This is a genomic window from Arthrobacter sp. ZGTC212 (assembly GCF_002929255.1).
GTDB lineage: Bacteria > Actinomycetota > Actinomycetes > Actinomycetales > Micrococcaceae > Arthrobacter_B > Arthrobacter_B sunyaminii.
Genome location: NZ_PJIJ01000005.1, coordinates 43,752 through 63,405, shown reverse-complemented (window position 1 = coordinate 63,405; position 19,654 = coordinate 43,752). Strand labels below are relative to the sequence as shown.

The following is a 19,654-nucleotide window of genomic DNA, read 5'->3' as shown; positions in this document are numbered from 1 at the left end:
GGAGAACCACATGCCTGACCCTTCCGCGCCCGCCGCAAAGCCAGCGCAGGATGTTCCCCGCCGGGCCCGTCCGCTGTTGGTCCTGGAGGTTCTGCGGACGGAGCAGCTGACTCCCCACATGGTTCGGGTGATTGCCGGCGGACCCAATTTCTCCCGATTTGCGACCAATGGTTTTGCCGACTCATACTGCAAGATCTGGTTCGGTCCGGACGGTAAGCCGCTGGACGGAACAGCGGAGCTCGAAGCACTCCGGGAACAGTTTCCCCGTGAACAGTGGCCGGTGTCGCGCACTTACACCATCCGCAGCGTCGACTCGGCCGCCGCAGAGATCGCCATCGATTTTGTGGTCCACGGAGACGAGGGGCTCGCCGGACCCTGGGCCGCCCGGGCCGCGGCCGGTGAGACCCTCTCCTTCACCGGTCCCGGCGGGGCCTTCAATCCAGACCCCGACGCCGGCTGGTACCTTTTCGCCGCCGATGAATCCGCGCTCCCGGCCACGGCTGCCGTGCTGGAATCGCTGCCCGCGTCCGCCGTCGGGCAGGTCTTTCTGGAAGTGGGCGGGCCCGAAGACCGCCAGCCGCTGAAGACGCCGGAAGGTATCTCAGTGACTTGGCTATACCGCGGCGACCTCCCGGCAGGAAACACCGGCCTGCTGGCAGCCGCTGTGGCCGATGCGCCCTGGACCAGCAACGATGTGCAGGTCTTTGCCCACGGTGAGCGCGAAGCGATGAAGGCGCTCCGAGATGTCTTTTTTGGCCTCCGCGGCTTGGAACGCCGGCAGGTTTCTCTGTCCGGCTATTGGGCGGCCGGCCGGACAGAGGACGCGTTCCAGGCAGAAAAAAGGACCCCGGTCGGCAAGATCCTCTAGATCCTGCTTTCCGGGGCCCTCGGTCCGGCGCTCTTTCTTCCTGCCTAACGTCTAGCGGCGCCGGTTCCGGCGGTCGTTGCCGGAGAGGTTCCGGGTCAGCGGGCGGGCCAGATTGTCTCCAAAGACCACGCCGCCGGCGATCGCAAGGATAATCGTGAGGGCGTTGAAGATGCCCACCGCACCAACGGTGATGTCGTCGGAGCCGATGCTCAGCCCGTACATCGCCCGGAAGATGGACAGCCCCGGGAACAGGAAGAGCACGGCCGGCACAGCCACGATCAGCTGCGGGGCACCCATGCGCAGGGCAATCATCCGTGCCAGCATGCCAATGAAGATCGCGGCAACGGCCGGCGTCAGCCGGGGGCCCACACCCACCAGCTCCGAGAGCTGGAATACAAGGAAGCCGGCCAGCCCGGTCAGGACCGTGGGGAGCACCAGGTTCATGGGCGACTGCTCCACCACGCAGATGGTCCCGAGCGCCACGGCCAGCAGCACCAGGGTCACTGCAAACGGATACTGGGAGCCCACCACCTGCGTCACATCCAGACGCGGCACACCCAGCAGCGCCCCGACCACCAGTGCGACGGCGATGCCCGCCACCAGCGCGCCGAACGTCAGGAACGCGGACAGGAAACGTCCCGACGCGGTGACCGGGAACCCGTTGATCGCATCCTGTACAGCTGAGACGAGGCGGCCGGTGGGCAGGAGCAGAAGGATGCCTCCGGCAACCACGATGCCCGGCGAAATGGGCACGTCCATGGACCAGAAGAGCATGGCAAGGGCCGTGACCAGGAAACCGCTCGCGGCCGTGGTGAAGAAGTCCGGAACACGCCAGCGCCCCAGCACCCGCTGCAACAAGCTGACCAGGAAGGTACTGACGAAAGCCACTAGGGAGGCCAGCGGGCCGCCGCCGATGAAGCCCACAATCGCCGCCGCGAAGGCGCCGGTGGAGAAGGTCACGGCCCAGCGCGGAAACGGCTTTGGCCGGTGCATGATCTCATTCAGCCGGTTGGACGCCTCGGCGCGGGAGACACCGCCGTCGATAATGTCCGTGACCAGCTGGTGTACCAGTCCGAGGCCGGCATAGTTGTTGGTCCAGGAACGCACGACCCGCATCACGGTAATGGGGGTCTGGTCCTTGGGCGAATAGTTCAGCAGAACGGACTGGTTGGTGATGTCCACTTCGATGCTGTCCAGGCCGAAGGCAGCGGTGACCGCGATGATGGCGGTCTCCACTTCCAGGGCGCCGGCACCGTAACGGAACATGGTTTCGGCAAGCCCCAGCGCCAGATCAAGCGTTTTCCTTGCGGAGGCATCCGGCCCGGCGGTGCGCACCAGGGGGTTCGCATACGGCGAGCCTGCCAGCCGCTCCACAATGGACATGGCCTGGGTGGGCGGCGTCTCACCCTGGACCAGGCGGCGCAGCATCCTTTTGGCAGCAGCCGACGAGCGGTCCTGCCGCTGGGCGCTGGCGCTGCCGGGATGGTGGTGGCTGCCGGGAACGGTTTTGCGCGCCCGGGGCTTCCGCGGCGGCTGGCCCGCCGGCGTGGTCTGTCCGGAGCCCAGCCCGCCTGAAGACCCTTTCGGCGACGTCTGCATGACGGACGTTGTGGGGGGCGGCGGTTTGGGCTTTGTACTGCGCAAGCCGACGCCGGCAGGACCTGTGGGCAGACCCGCGGCACCTTTCGGTGCCGCTTTGGGTGCCTTCGGCGCCTTCGGTGCTTTGCCTGGTACCGGCTGCCGCTCCGGCTGATTCTTGCGTTCCGGCTGGTTCTTGCGTTCCGGCTGGTTCTTCCGTTCGGACCCGGCAGGTCCGCCCTGACGAATGACCGGGATCAGTCCCACCTGGGGGTCGGGATTCTGCGCAGGCTCTTGGCGGTCTGCATCGGACGTGTTCTCCAAAGGACTCACCCTTTCGCCTCTGTTGGCCTGATTCCGTTCAGGCGCGCTTCCTGTTTAGTAGAACGGCTGCTGATGCCGGCGCCAGTAAATCTGCCGCGCCACGCGTTCGCCGATGGTGTTCCAAATCTTGTACCGCAGCGGATCCAGGACCAGGTCATAACACCCCACGAAGTCCGTGACGGTCTTGGAAAAACTGGTCTTGAAGAGGCCCAGGCCGTGGTGGGGATGTTCCTTGTTCTTCAGCTGGTCGCTGGGGGGCGTGCCGCAGAAGTCATACTGCTCAATGCCGAAGTCTTCCTTCAGCTCGTTGATCGCGGTCCACTGCACCAGATGGGAGTCTCCGTACTGGTTGCGCCGGGGCTTGGACCCGCCGTCCTTGTAGGTTCCCTTCTTGCCGTAGGCGATGACGAATGCACCGACGGTGGGTTCGCCCTCTTCAAAGGCGAAGTAGAACCGGCCCTGGCCCGCCGCCACGAAGTTGGACCAGAAGCGGTGGTAGTACTCATAGGAGCGCATCCGGGCCGAAGAACGGTCCTCGATGTGGCTCATGAGCCGGTACATGATGCGCATATTCTCTTCGGTCGGCTCGACCCGCCGAACGTCAGCCCCCTCGCGGATGGCCCGGCGGACCGCGTTGCGTCCGCGGGAGGAGAGGTTTTTCAGCAGCTGCTCGGTGTCCGGTGTGGTGTCCAGCAGGGCCGTGGAGTCATTGGGCTGCAGGTTGAAGGTCTTCACCAGGCCGGCACCCTCGAACTGGGCACGCACCTCGGGGCTGTCCACAATGTCAGGTTCCACCTTGACGGCGAACACGTTCCTCTTGGTTTCTTTGATAAACCGGCGCAGCGCATCGAGGACCTCGGGGACGTGGGCCGGCTCCGCGACATCTGGGCCCTTGATGAGGTACCAGAGGCTGCCCAGTCCGGGGACCTTCTTCTCTATGGCCAGGTTGTACGTCGTGTAACCGCGGCCCGTGAACACCAGATGAATGGGATTCCAGCCATGGCGGGACTTAACCTCGGCGTAGGAAGCGGACTGCAGCACGTTCCCGCCGCACGGGTTGGACTGCACGTGGCTGTCCCACTTTTCCATCTCGTCGGCGGTGGCCAGGCGTGCACTAAAGTCTCGCAAAATACCTCAACTAATCGCTTGATCGCTTGATCGCTTGCACCATTGCGGGTGATCCGGAGTGGTTCCGGAAAAACGCCCGGGGAACCGTCCCTCAGTCTATCTGCTGGTGTCATGACTGGATGAAATCCGGGGGCTTCGACACTGTGAGATCACTTTCCCAAGAAGCACCGGTCCTTCCGGAACAAGATGGCTTGGCCGGATAGCCCGTGCCGCTAGACTAGATGCAAATACATGAACTTTTGAGGGAATGGCGGGCTTCATATGGGACGGCAGCTGGAACTGGGACTGGATACCTTTGGTGACGTCACCTCGGACCCGGACGGAGAGCGGCTTCCGCAGCACCAGGTGCTGCGCAACGTAGTGGCCGAAGCCGTCCTGGCGGATTCGGTGGGCATTGACTTCATCGGAGTCGGTGAACACCACCGCGAGGACTTTGCCGTTTCAGCACCGGACGTGGTCCTGGCAGCCATTGCCGGACAAACCAGCCGGATCCGGCTGGGTTCGGCGGTCACCGTCCTGAGCTCCGACGATCCGATCCGCGTCTTCCAGCGCTTTTCCACTCTGGATGCAGTCTCCAACGGCCGAGCCGAAGTGATCCTGGGCCGCGGTTCCTTCACGGAGTCCTTTCCGCTCTTTGGGCTGGATCTGGCACAGTACGAGGAGCTCTTCGAAGAAAAGCTGGAACTCTTCACCCGGCTGCGCAGCGAGAATCCAGTGACCTGGAATGGCAGCACCCGGGCACCCCTGCAGAACCAGCGGGTGTATCCCCCTACGGCGTCAGGCGAACTCCCGGCGTGGATCGCCGTCGGCGGCACGCCACAGTCCGTGGTGCGGGCCGCCCATTACGGACTGCCCCTGATGCTCGCCATCATCGGCGGTGAACCGGCGCGCTTTGCCCCGTTCGTGGATCTGTACAAGCGGGCCCTTTCCCAGTTCGGCCGTCCGATGCTTCCGGTGGGAGCCCACTCCCCCGGTTACGTTGCCGCCAGCGACGAGCAGGCACTGGAGGAAGCCTGGCCGCATTTCGAGCGCATGCAGAACAGGATCGGCCGCGAGCGCGGCTGGAGCCCCACCACCCACAGCGACTACCTGGCCTCCGCCGGCCCCGACGGCGCACTGTTCATCGGTTCCCCCGAAACGGTCGCCGCCAAGATTGTCCGGGTGGCCAAGGAACTGGACCTGAGCCGCTTCGACATGAAGTACAGCCTGGGCACCCTCCCGCACGAAAACCTGATGAACTGCATCCGGCTGTACGGCACGGAAGTTGCGCCGCTGGTCCGCGAGCAGCTCGCGGCCACGGATTCGCGGGACTGACGCTGACCGGAAAGCTGACACTGACCGGAAAGCTAAGCCGATGCCGGGAGGAACCAGCGGGTTCGGGGTATTGCCTCGGCTAGCTGCGCCGCCTGGTCCATGATCTTCCGGTCCTCCCCCGTGATGCGTTCCTGTTCCTGCCGCAGATACTCCCGCCACGTGGCGACGTCGTAAATCTCGCGGAACTGCCGGGTATCCGTCACCGAATGCACCAGCTCCCAGTCCCGGGCACCGGTGCGCATTCTGGCCAGGCGCACCTCATGCATCAGCTGCACAAACTCGGCAGCCTTTTCGGGGGCCAGCTCGTAGGCCGTGAGGATGGTGACCGGACCGTCGTTGGGCGCGGGTTCCTGAGCAGCTTCGATGCCCAGGTCCGCCTCAGCGACGCTCCGGTCCAGCCGGCCGGTGCGCGGCAGCAGCGGCAGTACGGCCACGCTCAGTCCTGCCGCCACCAACAGGGTTCCGGCCGCCACCAGCACCGGGGTGTAGCCGAACGCGGTGGCGAAAGAGCCCCAAACGGCGGCGCCGATGGCCTGGGACCCGGTGGTCACCATCAGGTAGACCGACAGCCCGCGTGCCCGCACCCATTCGGGCAGCGTGAGCTGCATGGCGCTGTTGAGGATCGAGAAGGTGGCGATCCAGGAAATTCCCGCAAGGACCAGCAGGATGGCCAGCAGGACTGCCGGCAGGAAACCGGCGCCGATGATTGCCGCGCCAAACACAACGGCGGACAGGCCCAGCATCAGGTTGTCGTGGACCCGGTCCTTCACTCTGGGAAGCATAATCACGCCCATGACGGCGCCGATGCCGATCGCTCCCAGCAGCACTCCGTAACCGGTTGACCCGAGCCGGAGGTGCCCGTTCGCGGCCACCGGCAGCAGCGCGTACAGTGCACTCGCGGGTGCCATGAAGAGAGCGGTCCGGAGCAGGATGCGGCGGATGCGCGGCGCTGCCCGAATGTAGCGCATGCCGGCGGCGAGCGCTTCCCCCATCCGTTCGGGATCATCGGGTTCCGGGGGCGCCCGCCACACATATACAGCCACTGCGGTACCCAGGAATGAGACCGCATTGAGGCCGAAGACAAAGGCCGGACCGAACAGGGAGATGAGCACGCCGCCCAGCGCCGGACCCACCGCCCGTGCCCCGTTGACTGCCATGCTGCTCAGTGCTGAGGCCGCCCGGATTTCCTCCCGTGGCACCAGGTCGGGATTGATGGCCTGCCATGCCGGCTGACTCAGGGCCACCCCGCAGCCGATGAGGAAGGTGTACAGCAGGAGGGAATCAGCATCCAGCAGTCCCAAGGCTGCCACCAGGGTCAGCAGACTGGCGGCACCGGCGGCAAAGAGATTTGCCCCGAGGATCAGGCGGCGGCGGTTGAAGGCATCGGCAAGGAAACCGGCGATCAGGCCAAGCAGCAGGGACGGCGCCAGATTGGCGGTCTGCACCAGGGACACCAGCGCAGGATTGGAGCTGTTTTCCACCAGATACCACTGAGCTCCCACCGTCTGTATCCACGTGCCCACGCTGGAGCCGATATTCGCCAGCCAGAGGATGAGGAACGCCCGGCGCCGCAGGGGCGCCCACGGTGATTCCGAAGCCATCAGAGCGCCTCCGTCCGGACGGTATAGGGTGCGGGTGCCGGCAGCGGGTCAGACCACGCGGGGAAATCCCGCCCACGCCTTGCGGAACCGTTTCCGTGCCCGCTCTCCGCGTTCCTCCTCCAGCGCATGCAGCAGCCCGTACGTGAACCCGTTCTGTCCCGCGCCTGAACTCCCCGCACCCCACCGGCTCAGATACTCCCGGCTGACCACGCTGTCCTGATGTTCGCCCAAGATCTTCTGCAGATGTTCGGCACCGGCGATCAGTTCGGAGGACCCCTTGGTTCTCACCGGCTGAGCAACCTCAGCGGCATAGCGCAGGCGTTTGGCGTCCTTGCGCGCCTCGTGCAGGAACTCGGACTGCTGTTCCTCACTGCGCGCCCTGCGGGCTTCCCGAACCGCCTGATGAAGGCGCTTGCGGTCCCGCTTCAGCATGCGTCCGGCACTCGGAGCAGCAGGCCTGTCCGCTTTCGGGGTGAATCCGGGGGCGGTCACCAGGGTTTCCAGCTGTTCCAGCAGCCGGAGGTACCGGACGCCGTTGAGCGCCTTCATGGCGACGGTGTGCGCTGACTTGTACTCGCCGAGCAGTTCTTGATCGATGCGCTGCTGCACCGGCCCCATCACCAGTTCAGCGGGCTGGTCCGCCACCAAAGCGTCCAGCCGTGACCGCATCACCTGCGCATCCCGTGCTTCCCCCAGGATTCCCGCCAGCCATTTCAATTCGTCCCGCACTTCACGCGCCGGCTCCGGGGCCACAAAGCTGCGGTAGCTGCCCAAGGCCGATCGCATCCGTCTGGTGCTGACCCGCATCTTGTGGACGGCATCCGCCTCGTTGGCCCGCATCCTCGGATCCTCGGCCAGCATGGCGAGGAACTGCCCGTGCAGGTAGGCCTGCAAAAGCAGCCCGACAGGGCCGCCGGGCTTCGGCGATGCGGGCTGTTTCGCAGCCACTCGCACGGCCATATGCGCGGCAGACTGCGCGGCCTTGGATGCCCGTGCAGCTTCCTTCGGAACGGATTTTACTGCGGCGGGCTTTGTAGTTCTGGACCGCGGCTGTCCCGGCTTCGTGCGCCCGGACTTCGCCTGTGCAGGCTTTCCCCGTGCAGGCTTTCCCTGTGCAGGCGCGGATACTGACGCTTCGGAAGTGGTTGTGGGCTTATTCGTGGTGCCGGATCGGGGTTCGTGCTCCTGGATTTCCGGCTCCTGAGCGGTAGGCATGGCTCAGTATAGGACCGGGAAAGCGGTCCTAGGCAGGGGGTTGAGCCCGTGCAGCGGTCCGGAGGGCAAGTCCCCTGTTATTTGGCCGCGGGCCACCGGTAGCATCGCCGTTACCAGCGGCAGGACGGCTGCGCAACAGCTTCAAACCTGCAGAGCATCTTCAAACATGAGGGCCGGGCATGAGATACAAGAAACTGGGCAACTCGGGAGCCACGGTGTCCGCGGTTGGGCTGGGGTGCATGACCTTCGGCAACCCGCAGCACGGATTGCACGGCTGGACGCTTCACGAACCGGAGTCCCGGGCCATCCTGCGCCGGGCGGTGGAGCTGGGGATCAATTTCTTTGACACCGCCAATGTCTACTCCTCGGGGGACAGCGAGCGCACCCTCGGCGCCACCGTCCTGAAGTACGTGCGGCGGGAAGAAGTGGTGATCGCCACCAAGGTGCACGGTGAAATGTCGCCCGGTCCCAACGGTTGGGGGCTCTCCCGCAAGCACATCCTCTGGCAGGTGGATGAAAGCCTGAAACGCCTGGGCACCGACTACATCGATCTTTACCAGGTGCACCGCTGGGACGCTTCCACTCCACTCGAGGAAACACTGGAAACCCTGGACGGCCTGGTGCGGGTAGGAAAAGTCCGCTATCTGGGGGCCTCCACCATGCACGCCTGGCAGTTTGCCCGGGCGCTGACCCTGCAGCAGGCCCACGGATGGTCCCCGTTCGTCACCATGCAGGCCCACTACAACTTGGTCTACCGCGAGGAGGAGCGGGAAATGCTGCCCCTGTGCGTTGCGACAGGGACCGGAGTGCTGGCCTACTCGCCGTTGGCCCGGGGCAGGCTGGCACGACCGTGGGATGACGTCACCCGGCGGCAGCAGCAGGATGAACGGGGCCACTCGCTCTATGCGGGCTCCGAAGATGCCAACCGGGCCGTCGCCGACGCTGTCCTCCGGGTGGCGCTGCGCCGCGGCGTTCCACGCGCGCGGGTGGCCCTGGCGTGGGTCTTGGCCCACCCGGTGGTGACCGCGCCGCTGGTTGGTGCTTCCGACGTCGGGCACGTGGATGATGCGGTGGCCGCCCTGGACCTCCGGCTTTCGCCGGAGGACCTGGACGAGCTGGAGCAGGGCTACACTCCCCGCCCCGTGGTGGGGTTCTAGCCCTTCACGGCTCCGGCGGTGAGCCCGGAGGAAATGAACCGCTGCAGGAACAGGAACAGTGCCATGACGGGCAGCGCTGCAAGAACCGCGCCGGCGGCGAACACGCCCCAGGTGCGGGACTGGCTGTCCCCAACGAAGGAGTAGAGGCCCACGGCCAGGGTTTGGGCGTCCGGATCGTTCAGGACAATGGAGGCGATCAGGAATTCGCCGGTGGCCGTGATGAAGGACAGCAGTCCCACGATGGCCAGAATGGGAGTGACCAGCCGCAGGATGATCGTGAAGAAGATCTGGACGTGGCTGGCGCCGTCGATGCGTGCAGCCTCATCCAGGGACTTCGGCACAGTATTGAAGAACCCGTACATCAGATAGGTGTTCACGCCCAGCGCTCCGCCAAGGTAGACCATGATCAGGCCGGTCTGGCTGCCCAGGCCCAGCCAAGGCACGACGTCGGAGATCCCGCTGAGCAGCAGGAAGATCGCCACGACGCCGAGCATCTGCGGGAACATTTGCAGGAGCATCAGGCTCATCAGCCCGAACCGGCGGCCGGTGAACCGCATCCGGGAGAACGAGTAAGCGGCCAGGGCGCCGAGAAAGACGGTCCCCGCGCTGGTAATCAGCCCGACGACTAGCGTATTCATGAACCACTTGGCGAAGGGCTTCTGCGGATCCGAGAACAGGTCGATGAAGTTGTCGAACGCGATGGTGGTGAACAGGCCGTTGGCCGAGACCAGCGTTCCTGTGGGGCTCAGTGCGGCGGAGAGCACGTAGGCCAGCGGGAAGAGCGCAAACACGCCCATGACCACGCCCACCAGGTGGCGCCAGCCCTTGTCCCGGAACCAGTGTCCAAAGCTTTTGCGCGGCTGCCCAACCGGGCCGGTGCCTGCGGTGCGCTCCGCGGCGCCCTTGCCTGCCGGGGTCAGAGTCGAATTGCTCATGAGTTCACTTCCTCCAGCGCCTTGGTCTGCCGGAAGCTGACCGCTGAGATGACTGCAACGATGATGAAGATGATGACCGCCAACGCGCTGGCCAGGCCGTAGTCACGCCCTGAGCCCTGCCCGAACGCCACCTTGTAGACCAGGGTGATCAGCAAATCCGTGGCGCCGATGTCCATGTTGGTGTCGGAGAACCGCGGCCCGCCGCCGGTGAGCATGAAGATCACGTTGAAGTTGTTGAAGTTGAAGGCAAAGGTGGAGATCAGCAGCGGAGCGGTGGAAACCAGCAGCAGCGGCAGCTTGATGGAACGGAAGATCCGCCAGGCCGAGGCGCCGTCCATGCGTGCCGCCTCGTTGACGTCCTCCGGCAGTGACTGCAGGGCGCCGGTGCAGACCAGGAACATATAGGGGAAGCCGAGCCAGGTGTTCACGAGCAGCACGCTGAATTTGGCCAGCCAGGGATCGGTCAGCCAGGGGATGTCCGCTCCGCCGAAGAGTGCTTCGTTGATGAAGCCGAATTCCTGGTTGAGCATTCCGGACCACACCAGTCCGGCCAGGAACGCCGGGAACGCGTAGGGCAGGATCATGATGGTGCGGTAGATCTTCTTGCCGCGCAGGTTCGGGTGGTTGAACGTCAGCGCCAGGAACAGGCCCAGTCCGAAGCAGAGCAGCACCGATCCCAGGGCGAAGGTGAAGGTCCAGAGGATGACGCTGACCAGCGGGCCGCGCAGGTCAGGATCGGTGAAGGCCGTCTTGAAGTTGTCGAAGCCCACGCCCACCTTCCAGCCGGTGGCCAGGCGTTCGCCGTTGTCCGAGACATAGGAGCCTTCACCGCCGTCGGCGTAGACCACGCCGGTCTCGGTGTCCGTGAAGGTGTCAGCCGCCTCGTCGTAAACCAGGACCGGCTTGAAGACGTAGGCGTTGGAACCGTCGGCGGTCTGCAGGATGCCGTCGTCGAGGTCTTCCGAAAGCGGAACCTTGATGGCGGTGATGTCCTGCTGGACAGACAGCAGTTCGTTGAAGTTCAGGGTCCGGTAGCCGTCCGCGCCCACGGCTTTGCCCGTGCCGCCCATTTGGGCGTCCTCGACGTCTTCCAGCGGTTCGCCGGTGGTGCCGATGCGCACGCCGCCGTCGGGATCGGTGACCAGCAGGGACAGGACGTCATCCTTTTCCACCACTGACACCTGATAGGCCGGCGAATCCGGAACGCGCTTCTGCGCACTCATGGAAATGGAGGAAATGGCATCCTCCTTGGTGCTGTTGTGCCCGTCGCCGTAGTTGGTGAACGCCACGTAACCGCTGTACACCACCACAAAGACCTGAAAAACGAGCAGGAAAAGAACACCGGGGGCCAGGTACTTGGCCGGCAGGCCGCCGCGGCGCAGGTAGATCCAGTTGATGAGCACCGTTACGGCGGCGGCAACGGCGAGAATCAGCCATTTCTCATTCATAAACAGGGCCATAAGGACGTATACGGCAAACGCATCCGTCAGGCCCAGGAGCAGGATTTTCGCGAGCAGGCCTGCTGTTGAATCCGGGCTGCGGCGGGGTTTTTTCTGCGCTGCGGGAGTGCGGGAGCGGACAGGGGTGTCCAGCTGGTCAACCATCGGGGTTCTCCTTGAACCGGTTCGGGCCGGGACGCCGCTCAGAAAACTGGCGGCGTCCCGGCCCGGATACCTTGTCCGCCGGCGAAGGCGCCGGCGGACGTGTCTATCTCAGGTGCGGCTGATGCCGGACTACTTGGCGATCTTGGCTTCGACGTTGCTGACCATCTTTGCCCAGGACTCTGCGGGATCGCCCTGGCCCTTGATCAGGGCGAGTTCGGTGCCGCCCCAGTCAGCCCAGACGGCGCCCATTTCCGGAATGGCCGGCATGGGGACGCCGTCGGCGCCGATCTTGCCGAAGGCTTCGACGATCGGATCTTCTGCAGCCTTCTCAAACGAAGCGGTCAGGGCCGGCGGACGTCCGCCGCCTTCGAACATGGCGTCCTGCACGGCCTCGGTGGTCAGGTAGTTCAGGGCAAACTCAGTGGCGGCCAGGGAGTTCTGGCTCTTGGAGCTGATGAAGAAGCCGTTGACGCCGATGAAGGGCTGGGCGGGCTGGTCACCGGTGGTGGGAAGCGGGTCGACGACGACGTTGATTCCGGCTTCCTGGGCCAGCGGCACGTTCCACGGGCCGGTCAGGAAGTACGGGGAGGCCCCGGCGTTGAACTTTTCCTTGGCGATGTCTGCGGTGATGTTGGAGTTCAGGATGCCTGCTCCGCCCTCGCCCCATTCCTTCACCTTGGCGGCGAAGGCCGCGCCGTTTTCGTTGCCCAGCTCCAGCTTGGAGGCGTCGTAGCCGCCGGTCTCGTCAGTTCCGAAGACGGGTACGCCCATGGAAGTCTGGAACGGGTACAGGTGGTACGGATCGCCCTGCTTGGGATCCATGCCCACCAGGAACGGGAACTCGGCACCCTTTTCGACGGCAGCCTTGCCGTTGGCGATGACTTCGTCCATGGTGGTTGCCGGTTCGGGAACCAGGTCGGCGTTGCGCAGCAGGCCAATGTTTTCGATGGAGTAGGGAACGCCGTAGGTGCTGCCCTCATACGTCATGGCCGCGACGGAGGATTCCTGGAAGTCTGCTGCCTTGTCGCCCAGCTCGATCGGCGCAATCACGCCGTTCTGGACGAACTTGCCCAGCCAGTCGTGCGGGCCGACGATCAGGTCCGGGCCCTTGCCGGTGGGAACCTGGGTGATGAAGTCATCAGAGACCTGCTCGAAGTCCTTGGTCACCAGCTTGATTTCGATGCCGGTGTCTTCCTTGAACTGAGCAGTGACGTCAGTCAGGGCCGGAGAACGCTCAGCGTCAACCCACATGGTGAGGGTGGTGGCGCCGGCGCTGGCCAGGTCCGTGGAGTCCGAGCTTTCGGCAGCGTCGCCGCCGCCGCAGGCGCTGAGGACAAGGGCAGCGGTGACCGAAACGGCCCCGAGAGCGAAGGAACGGCGGCCAAACGCCGTCGTACCCGTGGTGTGCACCTTCATTGGTGTACCTCTCCTAGATTTTCAATGGTGTCAGGCTGTCTCAGGCAGCGCCCGAGTCCTCCCTGAGCTGTGCAGCGCAGGGAACAGGAGCAAACGGAGAGTCTCCGTCGGGACCTAAGTATGGAGAAAGTGTAAGCGCGTACACCGTGTGCGTCCAATCACAGATTTGGATCACTGTGCATGACCGGGTGGGGAACCGTTTCCGCATCGCCGTCCGGCAGAATTACTTCGAATTATCAGCACTCTTAGCGTCGGAACGTACTGTGTAAGCGTTTTCATTTATCGCCGTCCGTGCCCCTAGGATGGCACCCATGCTCAGCGACGTTATCTCCAGCCCTGGCCCCGATGCCAACCCCGCCCTCGTCCCCCTTCACGCTGCCTCCAGTGAGCATGACCGCCAGTGGTGGCGCTCGTCGGTCATCTATCAGGTCTATCCGCGCTCGTTCCGCGATCTGAGCGGTGACGGCATCGGCGACCTGCCCGGCATCACCGCCGAGATGGCGTCGCTCGCCGAGCTGGACATTGATGCGCTGTGGCTTTCACCGTTCTACCGGTCTCCGCAGAATGACGCCGGGTACGACGTCGCCGACTACTGCTCCGTCGATCCCCTGTTCGGAACGCTGGACGATTTTGATGCCCTTGTTGACGCGGCTTCCGGCCACGGCATCCGGATCATCGTGGACCTGGTGCCCAACCACTGTTCCAACGAACACGCCCTGTTCCAGGCGGCGCTGGCGGCTCCGCCGAATTCCCCCGAGCGTGACATGTTCATTTTCCGTGACGGAACCGGTGAAAACGGTGACGCTCCGCCCAACAACTGGCAGTCCCATTTCGGCGGATCGGCCTGGACCCGCACCAACAACACGGACGGTACCCCCGGCCAGTGGTACCTGCACCTGTTTGACTCCAGCCAGCCCGACTTCAACTGGGACAACCCTGCCGTTCGCGCGGAGTTTGAGCGCGTGCTGCGCTTCTGGCTGGACCGCGGCGTCGGCGGTTTCCGCGTGGACGTTGCCCATGCCCTCATCAAGAAGTCCGATCTCCCGGACTGGGGCGGCCGTGCTGACGGCTGCTCCTCCGAAGGTTTCCCGGGACACGAGGCGCCGATGTTCGGCCAGCCGGAGGTCCACGACATCTTCCGTTCGTGGCGCAAGCTGCTGGACGAGTACGACGGCGAACGCGTCCTGTGTGCCGAGGCCACCATCGATCCGCTGGACCGTCTTTCCGACTGGGTACGCTCCGACGAGATGCATCAGACCTTCAACTTCGCTTACCTCAACCACGAGTGGAACGCCGGTGCCGTGCGCCACGTCGTCGGCTCCTCCCTGGAGGCCTTCGACAAGGTGGGTGCGCCCACCACGTGGGTGCTGTCCAACCACGACGTCGTCCGCCATGCCACACGGTTCGGCATCGAAGGCCACCAGGAGCGTCCCGGTGACGGCCTGGGCCCGGAGGATCCGCAGCCCAACTACGAACTCGGGCTGTCCCGTGCCCGCGCCGCATCGCTGCTGATGCTGGCCCTGCCCGGCGGCGTTTATTTGTACCAGGGTGAAGAACTGGGCCTTCCGGACCACACCACCATGCCGCATGACTTCCGCCAGGACCCCAGCTATCACCGCACGGGCGGGGCTCGGCTGGGCCGCGACGGCTGCCGTGTTCCGCTGCCGTGGCACGCGGCGTCGGACAGCTTCGGCTTCAGCAGCACCGGCGCGGCTTGGCTCCCCCAGCCTGCCGACTGGGCCTTGCTGGCCCGGGACGCCCAGCGTGAGGATCCGGCATCAACGCTAAACCTGTACCGCAGTGCGCTGGCGGTCCGCCGGGAGTATGCCCTGGGCGCCGGTTCGCTGGCGTGGTGGCCCGACGTCGACGGCGAATCAGTTGTTGCCTTCCTCAACGGCAATGTTCTGGTGGTGCTCAACATGGGCAGCGAGCCTGTTGACCTTCCTGCGGGCGAGGTGCTGGTCGCCAGCGAAGCGGGGGCTGCCGCCGGAGGAATCCTGGCGCCCAACCACGCCGTCTGGCTCCGGCTAAGCTAATTCCTGCGGCACCGGGCCTTGGCCCGGTGCCGCAAAAATGTTTCACTGCCGGCTTCCGGCCGGCCCGTTTGACTTGGCCGGCCAAGCCGCCAGTCCCGCAGAAGCCGATCCGAGGAGAACCGTGGCAGGCATCAAAGATGTGGCCGCACGTGCCGGAGTTTCATCGGCAACGGTCTCTCGCACCCTCAGCGGCAACGGCAAAGTGTCCGAATCCACCCGCCGCAGGGTCCAAGCAGCCGCCGATGAGCTGGGATACGTCCTGTCCTACAACGCGTCGTCGCTGGCCTCGGGACGAAGCCGCAACATCGGAATTGTCATGCCCACCGTGGGTCGCTGGTATTTCTCGCAGGTTCTCGAAGGTGCTGCTGCTGCGCTCATTGATGCCGGCTACGATCTCACGCTGTACAACACCAGCGACGGTCCGGGTCACCGAGAGAGCGTGTTGACGGAGATGCTGCGCCGCAAGAGGCTCGACGCCGTCATAGCGGTGGCCCTGAAACTCACCGACGAGGAACTCGCCCAGCTGCATGCTGTTGGCAAGCCGATTGTCGCCATTGGCGGCCCGCTGCCCGGGACCCACACCATCCGGGTGGATGAAGCCAGCATTTCCATGCTGGCCACGGATCATCTGGTTTCGCTGGGCCACACACGGATTGCCCACATCGGCGGCGGTGAGGAACTCGAACGCGACTTCCGGCTGGGGAGCACCCGCCGGGACGGCTACGAGCGGGCAATGGCACGGGCCGGGCTGGAATGCCTGCACATCAACAGTCCTGACTTTTCAGTGGCCAGCGGCGTGGAGGCCGCAAAGAGTCTCCTGGCGGCACCCCACAACCCTCCCACAGGCATCTTCTGCGCCTCGGATGAACTTGCCATCGGGGCTATCCTCGCCGCCAAGGGACTTGGGCTGCGTGTTCCTGAGGACTTATCCGTCATCGGCATTGACGGCCACGAGCTGGGGGAGGTTTTCGGTTTGACCACCATCAGCCAGGATCCGAAGGGCCAGGGGGCCGCCGCCGTCGCAGCGGTGCTGTCCCTGTTGGCAAAGAAACCGCTGGAAGCCGACTGGATCCAGCGGTTCTACCCCACCGACTTCGTTGTCCGCTCCAGCACCTCGGTCCCCTCAGAACTTCGCCGCTGATCGGTTCCTTTGAGCAAGCGGTTCCTTTGAGTGAGCGGTTCCTTTGACGCCTGGGGTTCCACCCTCGTTATGCCGTGAAAACCGTGCTTGACTTGAGCGTCAACCAACCCAGTTCTGCTGCCCGAGGAATACCGCCGCACCCATGACCCTTTTTCTCTGGATCCTGCAGATAGTCCTGGCCCTCATGTTCGTGGGAATTGGAGGGCTGCGCCTGACCCGCCCTGCGTCCCGTCTGAGGAAGCTGCCTTGGACTGACGGGTATGCCCCGGGGACCATCCGCGCCCTGGGGGCGGCGGAACTTGTTGCCGGCGTCTGTGTCCTGGCTCCCGGGATACTGGGGTGGTCTCCTCTTGTGACAGCCGTAGCTGCAGGGTGTTTGGCCGCGCTGATGACCTTGGCGGTGCTGATGCACCTGAGGCAGGGCCAGCGGCAGACCGCAGTGCTTCCGGCTATCCTGCTGGTAATGGCCGGAATTGTGTTGTGGGGCCGGTTGGACCAAATGATGTGACGAACTGACTGATTGATGTAGGTGGAGTGGCATGCCGGACGTGGCTCAGGCCGTAGCGGAACTTTACGCACTGATGCCCGATACGTTCACCTCAGCCAGAAACAATTTGGCTGCAGAAGCCGCAAAAGCGGGGAACAAGGAGCTGGGCAAGGCGCTGCGGTCGTTGCCCAAGCCGTCTGCCGGGGCCTGGCTGGTCAACATGTTGGCCCTGCACCGCTCTGAGCTCATCTCGGAAGTCTTGGAGCTGGGTGCTGTGCTGCGCGAAGCCCAGGATGACATGGACCAGCAGCAGCTGCGGCGGCTCAGCGGGGAGCGTCAGCGCCTGCTGCGTTCTGCCGCCCGAGAGGCCCGCAGCCTTGCTGAGGAGCTTGGCCGCCCGGTCAGCGCAGCTGTGGGTGCCGAGGTGGAACAAACGTTGTGGGCGGCCATGACCGACGCCGATGCTGCCGCGGCTGCGGCCAGCGGCCAGCTGGTGCGCACGCTGGAAGCCAACGGTTGGGATCCTGTGAACGTGGACGGATCCGTAGCGGATCCGCCATCAGTCCGGCCCCTCTCTGCCAGCGGCGGCCAGCAGCGCAGGTCTGCGTCCAAGCCCGACACTGGAGCCGGTGCCAGCGGGAACCAGTCCGCCAAAAAGAAATCTGCTGTTAGTGCTGCGGCTGCACGGGCGCTCCGGGCGGCCAAAACGTCCTTGGCGGACGCCCAGCGCGATGCTGAACAGGCCGAGGAAACGCTGCGGGCTGCACAAGAAGAAATCGACGCCGTCGCCGCCCGCCGTGACGAACTGACTGATGAAATTGACGACCTGCGGGACCGGATCCGCGAGCTGGAACACGAAGTAGCAGCAACCGATCGGCGCTCCGGCACGCTGGAACGGGCGCGAGACGGCGCCCGCCGGACAGCCCGGGCGGCACGCCGAGCGGTGGAAAAGGCACAAACCAAACTTGAGGAGCTGGGTTAGCTCCCCCTTCTGACCGCCTGCACCAGCCGTGCGCAGCTCGACCCATCCGGGCGCAGCTCGGCCCAGTTGCGGCCATCTTGTCTGGTCAGAAGGGTGGTGGATCCTCACCATAGCCAGGGAGCTCGTCGGCGGAGATCCAGCCCGACATCCGGCTTACTGCAGGTTTCGTGGCTTCCACTCCGGATCCCGAGCTGGGTCGCGTGCTCAGCCCTGCGGCCAGGGTCAGGTGTGGATCGGTGCGGTAGGTCCGCCCGCCCGGCGAGGTCCACTCAATAATTCCGGGACTGTGTTGTTGTGCTTTCCAGAAGCCCCGGGACTTGAACATGTGATGCCGCTTGCAGAGATGCTCCAGGTTGTCATGATCGGTGGCCCCGCCGTGGGACCAGGGTTTGGTGTGGTCTATTTCGGCGATGACGGCGTTGGTCCGGCATCCCGGGAACCGGCATGTTCCGTCCCTGGCCCGCAGCCATCGCTGCAGCCCGGCCGGGACTTTCCGCCGCCGCCCGACCCGCAGGATCTCCTCAGTGTCCGGGTTTCGTTCCACCGGTGTCCAGTGCGCTGCCTGCCGGGCCAAACGCCGGGCAGTTTCGGGGCTGATCGGCCCGTATCCGTGCAGTTCGGCAGGCTGTTCATCAGCACCAAACAGGGTCTCGGCGGTGATCAGGACCAGGATCTCGGTGCGTGCCCGTGCACGTGCCCGGGCATGGTTGTCCTTGGTACCGCGGCCGCTGTCCCTGTCCCTGTCCCTGACCCTGTCCCTGCGGTCCCGGTCTCCCGGGCCGTTGCCGTTGTGGCCGGCTTGGGTGTTCCGCCGGCCATTGTCGCCAGAGCCCGGGTTGCATCTGTCCCCGTCACCGGTGTCCACCTCGCTGGCAGGCTCACTTCGTTCGAGGTCATAACTGTCCGTTGCATCCTCATCACCGTCGAGCAGGTCAGCCAGTATGTCCGCCCGCAACTGATCCACTCCCCGCGGATCCCCCGCCCCCTGCTCACCCCGCGCCGCCGTGGTCAGCTGCGTATAAACCAGCTGCGCCCTCGCTGCCGGCAACAACGCCGACAACCACGACATCCCGTCCTCATCCGGCACCAAACACACCCGCCGCCGTTCAAAAGCACTCTTATGCCGGACCGGAACGGTTTCCGGATACCGGCCCTCCCGCAACCTTCTGGCCTTCACCCGGAACTGGGACGACGTGTGCCCCGCACCAGCAGCCTCCAGCAGGGAAGCCTCGAAGGCGGCCAGTTCGGGTTCTGGGACGTTCTGGGACTGGTCCAGCACCGTCTGCACATGCCCGTAACCCAGGGCCCCGTCCTCCAGCCGGGCCAGGGTTGCGGTGTGGGTGGTGCATAACCGTCCCGCCTCACTCATCAGCATCTTCGCGGTGTTCGTGGGCAGGTGCAGGATGGCTGCGGCTTCCTCCGCGGCCAGGCTGAAGGTCAGGGCCGGATCCTCCCGGCCAACATCTTCGAGGAGCTCGTCACGGAAGAGGGTTTCCATCCGGTGCAGCACCTTGGCCTGCTGGGCCTGCGCCCACCGCACCAACGCATCCAACCGGGACAACACCACACTGGCTTCATCCTGGGTCAGGGACTCCGCACCCTGCAGGACCAACGAACCGGTAAGCCCGTCCCGGTAGGCCGGATCCATGTGAACGGTTTCGGGATCCCTCGGGGCACTGTCCGGCTCAGCGTTGTAAATCGACCGGCTGGACACAGCAGCCTGGCCTGCGCCGGATGCTTCACCGGTGCCGCCGCGTCGAAGAGATCCGTCCTGATCCATGCCTTCAGGCTTTCACCTGCCACCGACATTTCCGTCCCGAAAACAGCCCCAAAAACCCCAAAACAGGCCACTTTGGGACGTCCCGAAT

15 protein-coding genes are annotated in these 19,654 nt (G+C 64.8%); 7 read left to right on the top strand and 8 right to left on the bottom strand.

Annotated features, from left to right (window positions below):
- The first annotated feature begins 10 nt into the window (after nt 1–10).
- Nucleotides 11–868 (top strand): siderophore-interacting protein, encoded by an 858-nt coding sequence (locus CXQ89_RS16840; RefSeq protein ID WP_104056069.1) that lies wholly within the window; start codon nt 11–13, stop codon nt 866–868.
- Between the two features lie 51 nt (nt 869–919).
- On the opposite strand, the gene CXQ89_RS16835 is transcribed toward CXQ89_RS16840, so the two are convergent.
- Both CXQ89_RS16835 and CXQ89_RS16830 read right to left on the bottom strand, forming a co-directional pair.
- Complete coding sequence (locus CXQ89_RS16835; RefSeq protein ID WP_104162180.1) at nt 920–2,467, bottom strand: threonine/serine exporter family protein; 1,548 nt, start codon at nt 2,465–2,467, stop codon at nt 920–922.
- Nucleotides 2,468–2,824: 357 nt separating this feature from the next.
- Nucleotides 2,825–3,898: a peptidoglycan bridge formation glycyltransferase FemA/FemB family protein gene (locus CXQ89_RS16830; RefSeq protein WP_104056067.1), complete on the bottom strand. Its 1,074-nt coding sequence runs from the start codon at nt 3,896–3,898 to the stop codon at nt 2,825–2,827.
- A 261-nt stretch (nt 3,899–4,159) separates the two neighbouring features.
- Here CXQ89_RS16830 and CXQ89_RS16825 point away from each other — a divergent pair, with 261 nt between their 5' ends.
- Nucleotides 4,160–5,212 (top strand): LLM class flavin-dependent oxidoreductase, encoded by a 1,053-nt coding sequence (locus CXQ89_RS16825; RefSeq protein ID WP_104056065.1) that lies wholly within the window; start codon nt 4,160–4,162, stop codon nt 5,210–5,212.
- A gap of 32 nt (nt 5,213–5,244) precedes the next feature.
- Here the strand turns inward: CXQ89_RS16825 and CXQ89_RS16820 are convergent, their stop codons facing one another.
- Together CXQ89_RS16820 and CXQ89_RS16815 are read right to left on the bottom strand one after the other, a co-directional pair.
- Nucleotides 5,245–6,813, bottom strand: a complete 1,569-nt coding sequence (locus tag CXQ89_RS16820) for an MFS transporter (protein ID WP_104104988.1) — start codon at nt 6,811–6,813, stop codon at nt 5,245–5,247.
- Nucleotides 6,814–6,861: 48 nt separating this feature from the next.
- Nucleotides 6,862–7,761: a CHAD domain-containing protein gene (locus CXQ89_RS16815; protein WP_181032421.1), complete on the bottom strand. Its 900-nt coding sequence runs from the start codon at nt 7,759–7,761 to the stop codon at nt 6,862–6,864.
- A 446-nt stretch (nt 7,762–8,207) separates the two neighbouring features.
- On the opposite strand from CXQ89_RS16815, the gene CXQ89_RS16810 reads away from it, so the two are divergent.
- Nucleotides 8,208–9,185: an aldo/keto reductase gene (locus CXQ89_RS16810; protein WP_104162117.1), complete on the top strand. Its 978-nt coding sequence runs from the start codon at nt 8,208–8,210 to the stop codon at nt 9,183–9,185.
- On the opposite strand, the gene CXQ89_RS16805 is transcribed toward CXQ89_RS16810, so the two are convergent.
- The 3 genes from CXQ89_RS16805 to CXQ89_RS16795 form a co-directional block, all read right to left on the bottom strand.
- A complete protein-coding gene (locus CXQ89_RS16805) occupies nt 9,182–10,120 on the bottom strand; it encodes a sugar ABC transporter permease (protein ID WP_104162116.1) in 939 nt (312 codons plus the stop codon). The genes CXQ89_RS16810 and CXQ89_RS16805 overlap by 4 nt on opposite strands.
- Nucleotides 10,117–11,724, bottom strand: coding sequence for an ABC transporter permease subunit (locus tag CXQ89_RS16800; RefSeq protein WP_104162115.1), 1,608 nt, complete (start codon nt 11,722–11,724; stop codon nt 10,117–10,119). Before CXQ89_RS16800 ends, CXQ89_RS16805 begins: the two co-directional genes overlap by 4 nt.
- 129 nt (nt 11,725–11,853) lie before the next feature.
- Nucleotides 11,854–13,140 (bottom strand): maltose ABC transporter substrate-binding protein, encoded by a 1,287-nt coding sequence (locus CXQ89_RS16795; protein ID WP_104162114.1) that lies wholly within the window; start codon nt 13,138–13,140, stop codon nt 11,854–11,856.
- Nucleotides 13,141–13,451: 311 nt separating this feature from the next.
- Between CXQ89_RS16795 and CXQ89_RS16790 the strand changes: the two genes are divergently transcribed.
- The 4 genes from CXQ89_RS16790 (at nt 13,452) to CXQ89_RS16775 (ending at nt 17,786) form a co-directional block, all read left to right on the top strand.
- Nucleotides 13,452–15,176, top strand: coding sequence for a glycoside hydrolase family 13 protein (locus CXQ89_RS16790; protein WP_181032420.1), 1,725 nt, complete (start codon nt 13,452–13,454; stop codon nt 15,174–15,176).
- Between the two features lie 121 nt (nt 15,177–15,297).
- Entirely contained in the window at nt 15,298–16,317 is a 1,020-nt protein-coding gene (locus tag CXQ89_RS16785; protein ID WP_104105043.1) for a LacI family DNA-binding transcriptional regulator, read from the top strand.
- A gap of 142 nt (nt 16,318–16,459) precedes the next feature.
- The gene (locus tag CXQ89_RS16780; protein ID WP_104162112.1) at nt 16,460–16,825 is read left to right on the top strand and encodes a DoxX family protein; all 366 of its coding nucleotides are present in this window, start codon (nt 16,460–16,462) and stop codon (nt 16,823–16,825) included.
- Nucleotides 16,826–16,856: 31 nt separating this feature from the next.
- Nucleotides 16,857–17,786, top strand: a complete 930-nt coding sequence (locus CXQ89_RS16775; protein ID WP_104162111.1) for a hypothetical protein — start codon at nt 16,857–16,859, stop codon at nt 17,784–17,786.
- A gap of 85 nt (nt 17,787–17,871) precedes the next feature.
- On the opposite strand, the gene CXQ89_RS16770 is transcribed toward CXQ89_RS16775, so the two are convergent.
- Nucleotides 17,872–19,566, bottom strand: a complete 1,695-nt coding sequence (locus CXQ89_RS16770) for an HNH endonuclease signature motif containing protein (protein WP_104162110.1) — start codon at nt 19,564–19,566, stop codon at nt 17,872–17,874.
- Between the last annotated feature and the right edge of the window lie 88 nt (nt 19,567–19,654).

Bases quoted from the DNA above. Each gene is read 5' to 3' on its own strand.
- CXQ89_RS16820 (WP_104104988.1), bottom strand. From the start codon at position 6,813: ATGGCTTCGGAATCACCGTGGGCGCCCCTGCGGCGCCGGGCGTTCCTC.
- CXQ89_RS16805 (WP_104162116.1), bottom strand. From the start codon at position 10,120: ATGAGCAATTCGACTCTGACCCCGGCAGGCAAGGGCGCCGCGGAGCGC.
- CXQ89_RS16825 (WP_104056065.1), top strand. From the start codon at position 4,160: ATGGGACGGCAGCTGGAACTGGGACTGGATACCTTTGGTGACGTCACC.
- CXQ89_RS16790 (WP_181032420.1), top strand. From the start codon at position 13,452: ATGCTCAGCGACGTTATCTCCAGCCCTGGCCCCGATGCCAACCCCGCC.
- CXQ89_RS16775 (WP_104162111.1), top strand. From the start codon at position 16,857: ATGCCGGACGTGGCTCAGGCCGTAGCGGAACTTTACGCACTGATGCCC.
- CXQ89_RS16840 (WP_104056069.1), top strand. From the start codon at position 11: ATGCCTGACCCTTCCGCGCCCGCCGCAAAGCCAGCGCAGGATGTTCCC.
- CXQ89_RS16800 (WP_104162115.1), bottom strand. From the start codon at position 11,724: ATGGTTGACCAGCTGGACACCCCTGTCCGCTCCCGCACTCCCGCAGCG.
- CXQ89_RS16835 (WP_104162180.1), bottom strand. From the start codon at position 2,467: ATGCAGACGTCGCCGAAAGGGTCTTCAGGCGGGCTGGGCTCCGGACAG.
- CXQ89_RS16795 (WP_104162114.1), bottom strand. From the start codon at position 13,140: ATGAAGGTGCACACCACGGGTACGACGGCGTTTGGCCGCCGTTCCTTC.
- CXQ89_RS16780 (WP_104162112.1), top strand. From the start codon at position 16,460: ATGACCCTTTTTCTCTGGATCCTGCAGATAGTCCTGGCCCTCATGTTC.
- CXQ89_RS16810 (WP_104162117.1), top strand. From the start codon at position 8,208: ATGAGATACAAGAAACTGGGCAACTCGGGAGCCACGGTGTCCGCGGTT.
- CXQ89_RS16770 (WP_104162110.1), bottom strand. From the start codon at position 19,566: ATGGATCAGGACGGATCTCTTCGACGCGGCGGCACCGGTGAAGCATCC.